The sequence below is a fragment of the Corallococcus sp. AS-1-6 genome (assembly GCF_020037015.1).
GTDB lineage: Bacteria > Myxococcota > Myxococcia > Myxococcales > Myxococcaceae > Corallococcus.
The window spans coordinates 25,700-31,419 of the sequence record NZ_JAIQDE010000005.1 but is presented as its reverse complement, the minus strand read 5'-3'; the positions used below and the strand labels follow the sequence as shown (position 1 = coordinate 31,419).

4 protein-coding genes are annotated in these 5,720 nt (G+C 69.6%); 3 read left to right on the top strand and 1 reads right to left on the bottom strand.

Annotated elements, in window-relative coordinates; all coding sequences use genetic code 11:
* Positions 1-282: 282 nt before the first annotated feature.
* Positions 283-756 carry a GNAT family N-acetyltransferase gene (locus K8612_RS08715; RefSeq protein WP_223761946.1) on the top strand — a complete coding sequence of 158 codons (474 nt, stop codon included), beginning with the start codon at positions 283-285 and terminating at the stop codon, positions 754-756.
* Positions 757-760: 4 nt separating this feature from the next.
* Here the strand turns inward: K8612_RS08715 and K8612_RS08710 are convergent, their stop codons facing one another.
* Complete coding sequence (locus K8612_RS08710; RefSeq protein ID WP_223761945.1) at positions 761-1,813, bottom strand: oxidoreductase; 1,053 nt, start codon at positions 1,811-1,813, stop codon at positions 761-763.
* A 1,612-nt stretch (positions 1,814-3,425) separates the two neighbouring features.
* On the opposite strand from K8612_RS08710, the gene K8612_RS08705 reads away from it, so the two are divergent.
* A complete protein-coding gene (locus K8612_RS08705) occupies positions 3,426-4,682 on the top strand; it encodes a FadR/GntR family transcriptional regulator (RefSeq protein ID WP_223761944.1) in 1,257 nt (418 codons plus the stop codon).
* Between the two features lie 10 nt (positions 4,683-4,692).
* The gene (locus tag K8612_RS08700; RefSeq protein ID WP_223761943.1) at positions 4,693-5,715 is read left to right on the top strand and encodes an isopenicillin N synthase family oxygenase; all 1,023 of its coding nucleotides are present in this window, start codon (positions 4,693-4,695) and stop codon (positions 5,713-5,715) included.
* The last annotated feature ends 5 nt before the right edge of the window (positions 5,716-5,720 follow it).

Sequence of the window (5,720 nt, the reverse complement as noted above, 5' to 3'; positions counted from 1 at the left end):
GGGCAAGGGACTCCTTGGGAGGGGGCCTCGCGGACGCTCGGGAAGGAGATGTGGCGGGTTCCCGGACTCGCGAGCGCGCGGGATAGTAGACAGGCCGTCCGACACGTCCGCAGCGATTTGGACCAGGGGGCCTGGCTGTCAGCCCGCTCGGGAGCGCGGCCGTGCGGAAGTGGCGACACTGGGGGAATTCCGCTCCACGCCCGGTCTCTGGTGACATGTTTCAGCGGTGTTTCACCGTGGTGGTGAAACGCCCGCGCCTGACGTTTCCACTAGACTTCGGGAATGCCCGAGTCCTTCCGGATCCGCGACGCCGAGCCCACCGACGCCGAGCGGATCGCCCAGGTGCTGGGCGACGCCTTCGAGGAATACCGGGGGCGCCTGGAGCCGCCGTCCAGCGCGCACGACAAGACGGAGGCCGTGGTGCGGCGCGAGCTGTCGGACGGCGGCGCCTTCGTCGCGGAGGCGGACGGCATCCTCATCGGTTGCGTGTTCTTCCACCCGAAGGCAAACCACCTGTACCTGGACCGGCTCGCGGTGCTGCCCGCGCACCGGGGGCAGGGCGTGTCGCTGCGCCTCATGGCGGCGGTGGAGTCCCGAGCGCGCGAGCTGGGCCAGACGCGAGTGCGGCTGTCGGTACGGCTCGCGCTCACGTCGCACCATGCGTGGTACGCGCGTCAGGGCTACGTCTTCCATGCTCATGGAACGCACGCGGGCTACGCGTCGCCCACGTTCCTGGTGTTGGAGAAGACGCTCTGACGCTTCAGCCGCGAGGAGGCAGCGGAATGCGGCGGCCTTCCAGGTCGCTCTGGAGCGCGGCCTGGATGACGCGCACCGTCTCGCTCGCGCTCAGCGCCGTCACGGGCACGGGAGCGCCGTGGAGGATGGCGGCGCCGAGCTGCCGGTAGAACTGGCCATACGCTCCGGGGACGGTGGCGACGGTTTCCCCCGAGGCGAGCAACCGGCCATGGCGCTCCACGGGTTCGCGGCCGAAGTCCGGATGGCCGGGACGCAGGCCCGCTTCGAGCTGTCCCTCCTGTGGATCCAGCGCATGCTTCACGTACGCATCCCGGTCGCCCTGCAACACGAAGCGGGGCCACGGCGCATGCACCACGGATCCGGAGTGCAGGACCACGCGCAGCGCGCCGTAGCGCAGCACCAGGTGGAACCAGTCCGTGCCCTGCGCGCCCGGCCGTTGCCGGCCTAGGTCCGCGGCCACCGACTCAGGGAGGCCGAAGAGTTGCACGGCCTGATCCACGAGGTGAGAGCCCAGGTCCCAAAGGGTCCCGCCGCCGGGCACGTCCTGCTCCTTCCAGCGATCCTTCACCTGGGGGCGGAAGCGATCGAAGTGGCTCTCCAGGCTGTAGAGCGTCCCCAGCCGTCCCTGCTCCAGCAACTGACGCACGGTGAGGAAGTCACCGTCCCAGCGGCGGTTGTGGAACACGGTGAGGCAGAGCCTGCGCTCCTTCGCGAGCGCGTCCAGCCGCAGCGCCTCGTCCGCGTCCAGGGCGAAGGGCTTCTCCACCACCACATGCTTGCCGGAGCGAAGCGCCTGTCTCGCGAGCGACGCATGCGACTCATTGGGTGTGCACACGACGAGCACGTCCAGGTCCGGATCCGCCAGCAGTGACTCCACGGTCCCGGTGCGGACACCGGGCCAGTCGCGGGCCACGGCATCCGTGCGGCTCGAAGCCACGGCGGCCAGCGTGAAGGCAGGTTCCGCGGCGATGAGCGGCCCATGGAAGCGCGAGCCGGACAAGCCATAGCCAAGGAGGCCCACCCGCAACGGGGAGCCAGGGACGCGAGCGGAGGTCATGGACCGAGAGGCTAGCGGGAAGTGCCCCCGATGCGGACAGCCACGAATGCCAGTCCCCGCCGCCTTCCCGACACCGGAGCATTGATGGCGACGCCAGCAGAGCGTCGCCCAGGCAGCGGCCCGAAGGGGTCCGCCACAGCAAGCGACGTTTTGGAGCAAAGCGGCAGGCCACGGACTGCACGAGCAAACACCCAAGCCGGGGTCACGGCCAGAGGTCGAGCGCGCATCCCCAAACCGGTCCAACAGAAGGGCGGGTTCGTTCCGCATGAAGTTGAAGACGAGTGCCTCGCCGCTCTCAGCAGCGGGCCAAGACATCGCGCCTGTTCGGATTCCAATATGAGAGCAGGGGGCGCCCGACCGAACCCGGTTGCCGCAAAACCTGTCCGACAGTTGGACCGATTTTCACCACCCGGGCCCGACGTCGAACTCGACCGGCAGGTGCGAGACATCGTGAACGCACGAACACCCAGGCCGGGCACGGACAGATGAGCCCGCCGTCCAAGCCCGGTCGCCTCGAAACCTGTCCAACACAGTCGGACCGATTTCCGCAAGGCATGCCCAAGTCCGCACGGGTCCGACAGGGACGCGACATCGTGCATGCGCGAACGCCAAGGTGGGCCACGGATCGAGGCACCCGAGCGGGACTGGTTGCCGCAGAACCTGTCCGACAGTCGGACCAGTTCTCGCGACCTTTCGCCCGAGACCGGGCTTGAGTGGCAGGGGCGAGACGTCGCGCATGCGCGAACGCCAAGGTGGGGCGCGGTCAGAGGCGCCCGTTTCGGGCCAGTTGCCGCAGAACCGGTCCAACTATCGGACAAGTTCTCGCAGCCTGGGCCCGAGGGTGCACTGGACCTACGAAGGCGCGACGTCGTGCGTGCGCGGATGCCAAGGTGGGGCACACGAGGCGCCCGCCCGGAACCGGTTGCCTCAAAACCCGTGACAGGTATCCGCCCCATGGACCCGAGGCCGCGCTGGACCGGCGAAGGCACGACGTCGTGTCTGCGCGGATACCAAGGTGGGGGCATACAGAGGCGCCCGCCCGGGACCCGTTGCCTCAAGACCTGTCCGACAGTCGGACCGGTATCCGCCGCATGGACCCGCGGCCGCGCTGAACCGCTAGGGGCGCGACGTCGTGCGTGCACGAACGCCAAGGTTGGGGCGAACAGACGCGCGCGTCCGGGCATCGTTGCATCAAAACTCGTCCGACAGTCGGACCGGCTTCCGCTTCATAGGGCCCGAGGCCGCACCGGTCGGGCAGGTGCGTGACGTCGTACGTGCGCGCATACCAAGGTGAGGCCATGGACCGAGGCGCCCGCCTGGAACCGGTTGCCGCAAAACCTACCCGACAGTCGGACCGGCTTCCGCTTTATAGGGCCCGAGGCCGCGCTGGTCGGGCAGATGCGCGGCGTCGTGCGTGCGCGACCGCCAAGGTGGGGCACGGACAGAGGCGCCCGCCCGGGGCCGGTTGCCTCAAAACCTGTCCGACAGTCGGACAGGTTTTTGCCGCCCGCCGCCCGGGGCGCGCTCACCCGGCAAGCGACGTGGAGGGTGGGCCCCGCACGTCCATGTCAGAGCCCTGTGGTGGGATGGCGATGCTGAAACGAGGAGGGGGATGGGGATGGAGCGGCGAGGACTCGTGGCGTACGTGGAAGCGCAAATCGAGCGCGATATCGCGCTGGGACGGCTGCACCCGAGCGGGCAGTTTGGCTCCGAAGCGAAGCTGGCGCGTCGCTATGAGGTGTGCCGGGGCACCATCCGCGAGGCGCTGCGTCGGCTGGCGGCGCGGGGGCTGGTGGTGCAGCGCCCCGGGCGAAAGACTCGCGCGGTGGCCCTGGATGAGTCGCTGACGCTGGAGAACCTGGGGCTGGCACTGCATGACGCGCGCTCCCCTCAGGCCCGATGGCTTCTGGAGGGCTACTTCAGCCTCAAGCGGCAGGTGCTGGTGGAGCTGCTGGTCGACTGCTGCGCGAGGGCTTCGGACCGTGACCTGAACAGGCTGGGGAGCGCGTGCTTCCGGCTCCAGGACGCGGCGCGCTGGGAGTCGGGGGCAACGTGCGCCCAGGCGGAGTTCGAGTTGCTTCGGGAGGCGGCACGCGTGGCGGAGCGGCCCGGGCATGTGCTCCTCGTCCAGTCCCTGCAACGGGCCTTCATGGGAGGCGCCGCCCCACTGCTGCCGCTCCTGGGCGGAGCCGCGCTGCGCGCGTGGGCCTCCCGCGCGATGGCAATCCTGCACGAGCGCGACGTACGGGCGCTTCAGCACGAGCTTCCGGCGCTGATGAAGGCTTGCGATGAGCTGGTGCTGAATGCCTTCGCCCCCACCGTCCCCGAGCCCCAGGAGCAGGACTCCTCCGAGACTCCATCCGCACAGGGAGGCCCTCTCAGCGCTACCGTGCCGGCCTCCCTCCTGGACGATTCACTGGAGGCAGGGGCTTGGGCGGAGGAGCGGAGCCTCGGCCCCATGGAGCCAGCCGTCGCGGAAACGGTGGTGCTCGGCGTTGCGCCCTGTCCCCGTGACGAGGCCGCCGACCTGGGCTCCGGCAATGGGACGCTGCTGACTTCTTCCGTCGCACGGGATGTGGTCGGTGGACACAATGGCGTGGGCGGGGACATGAGGGATGATGCTTCGGTCAGCGTGTCTGACGGTTGCGCCGATGCGGGCGCTTCGTCCGGTGAGGAGTGCATCCATCCCGCGGTTCCGCCCTCCGGCTCATTCAGACACTCGCTCGGCGCGGAGTGGGAGGCGGGTGGTCTGCTTCGCGGGACCCTGGGCCGCCTGGGGCGGTGGTGGGTGCTCCTGCTTCGATGGAGCTCGGACGCATTCGCTGGGGCCATGCTTCCGCGCAGGATGGGGCAACGCTCTTCTGGCTAGAGTTCGCGCCATGGATACCGTGCCCCTCGTCGACGTCCGGGCCCTCGTCGACCCCACGTCGAGCCCCCATGCCCGAAGGCAGGTCGCCGCTCGCATGGGCTCGGCCTGTAGGAACACCGGCTTCTTCTACGTCGTGGGCCACGGCGTGGACCTGGGACTCCAGACCCGGTTGGAGTCGCTGGCTCGGGACTTCTTCGCGCGGCCGGAGGAGGAGAAGCAGCGCGTGCGCATGGCGCTCGGGGGCAGGGCGTGGCGGGGCTTCTTTCCCGTGGGCGGGGAGCTCACCTCGGGCCGGCCGGACCGCAAGGAGGGGCTGTACTTCGGCACGGAGCTGCCGCCGGATGATCCTCGTGTGCGCGCTGGCACTCCGCTGCACGGACCGAACCTGTTCCCCCTCGAGCCGGTGGGGCTGGGTGGCGCGGTGCTGGCGTACATGGCGGCGCTGACGTCGCTGGGACACTCGCTGATGTCCGGCATCGCGCTCAGCCTGGACCTGGAGGCGGACTTCTTCGCCACCCGGTACATGACGGATCCCACGGTGCTGTTCCGCATCTTCAACTACCCGCCGGGCCCGGAGGTGGACGCACAGGGCCTGCCCGTGTGGGGCGTGGGCGAGCACACCGACTACGGCGTGCTCACCATCCTCAAGCAGGACGACGCGGGCGGGCTTCAGGTGAAGACCCGCCAGGATGGTCACACGCGCTGGGTGGACGCGCCTCCGGTGGAGAACGCGTTCGTGTGCAACATCGGCGACATGCTCGACCGGATGACGCGCGGCGTGTACCGCTCCACGCCGCACCGGGTGCTCAACCGCGCCGGCCGCGACCGGCTGTCGCTGCCGTTCTTCTTCGACCCCGACTGGACGGCGGAGATTTCCGCCATCGACTCACCCGCGCTCAGGGACGCGGGCGCGGATGACCAGGCGGAGCGGTGGGACCGCCAGAGCGTGCACACCTTCCAGGGCACGTATGGGGACTACCTGCTCGGCAAGGTGGGGAAGGTGTTCCCCGACCTGCGCGCGGAGGTGCTGTAGCGCCC